We start from the raw sequence: 1,257 nt of genomic DNA, 5'->3' as shown, positions 1-1,257 counted from the left end.
CAGGGCGAGAGCGTGAACATATTGTTAAATTGATGCCAGTTCAGCTAACCCAGCATCCAGTACCTTTTCCAGATATGGGCTGCTCATGCCCGCAAATTGCTGCTTCTTCCGCAAGCTTGCCTTACGGCTGGTTTCGGCTCGCAGCATGTTTTGCGCCATGTGTCGTGCACAGGCCAATATTTGAGGAGCATCACCTCGATATATCTGGCAGGCATCCTCATTCATCACGACATCCAGAACCCAATGCAGGCTATTTTCAATTGCCCAGTGCCCTCGTACCGCTGAGGCAAACTGCTCTGGTGTCAGTTCAGCCGAGCTGATGTAGTAGCGATACTCCATCGAAAATTTTTTCATATTTTCAATTCGATAGGATATTGCGACACCAACACTCTTCAGCGCTTTCCACTCTGGAAATTGCTCTGATAGTGCTCCGGCTGGTAACACATGGTACTCGCGGCCATCAATGCGACCGTGCTCTTTCTCGACACTGAACGTTTCTTCACTCAGTGGCTTCTTGGTCGACTCGCCCAGAGCTGCGCGTACTGCATTATGCAGTGTGGGCTGGTTACCTTTTACCGCCAGCAAGTAGTCGCCACCGCCCTTGATTATGGTTGAGGCTATCTCAGTCTGGCAGCCCATGGCATCGATGGATACCAGGCAGCCTTTTATATCGAGGAGTGCCAGTAATTCAGGAATGGCGGTGATTTCGTTAGATTTCGCATCTGTTTTGACTTGCCCGAGCACCAGACGATTCTCAGCGGCAAAGGCACTGACCATATGAATGGTAGACTGACGACTGTCTCGGTCGTAAGAGCTGCGTAAGGTCTTGCCGTCAATGGCAATCAGCTCACCATCGGTACGTTCTGATGTTGCTTGCATCCAGCGGACAAAGGCGTTCTGGAATTGCTCCGGTTGAATACGGGAGATGATCCTGGCTATGGTGTCGTGAACAGGTAATCCGTTATGAAACAATCCATTACGCTGAAACCATTCTAGATGTGCCTCGCCGAAAAGCTCGATATCTTCCCAACCTTGAGCCCCACCAATAGCAGCACAGACGGTGAGAAAAACCACATCGAAGAAGGGGTACGCGATTTTGGTTGTCTGACGAGGGTCTTCAAGTTCGGAGAAGAATTGGGTAAATGCCGCTTGATGGTTCATGACGAAACTCCCGTAAAAGAGAGTATAAGATCACACCCTGTTCGGTCGGTCAAATCCTCATGCCCTGCTTAAAAAACGTTCGCGATCTTGCCCTGC

The 1,257-nt window shown here is 50.1% G+C and carries 1 protein-coding gene; it reads right to left on the bottom strand.

The features are described 5' to 3' along the window. Positions 1 to 24: 24 nt before the first annotated feature. Positions 25 to 1,161 carry an ISAs1-like element ISAeme1 family transposase gene (locus J9889_RS20740; protein WP_041204891.1) on the bottom strand — a complete coding sequence of 379 codons (1,137 nt, stop codon included), beginning with the start codon at positions 1,159 to 1,161 and terminating at the stop codon, positions 25 to 27. Positions 1,162 to 1,257 lie beyond the last annotated feature (96 nt).

It is taken from the genome of Aeromonas sp. PrichA-15 (assembly GCF_017939245.1).
Taxonomy (GTDB): domain Bacteria; phylum Pseudomonadota; class Gammaproteobacteria; order Enterobacterales; family Aeromonadaceae; genus Aeromonas; species Aeromonas caviae.
Note: the sequence above shows the minus strand (reverse complement) of the source record. Positions and strands in the feature narration are given on the sequence as shown.

What these genes read in the sequence shown, in the direction of transcription:
- J9889_RS20740 (WP_041204891.1), bottom strand. Translation starts at nt 1,161, where the DNA reads ATGAACCATCAAGCGGCATTTACCCAATTCTTCTCCGAACTTGAAGAC.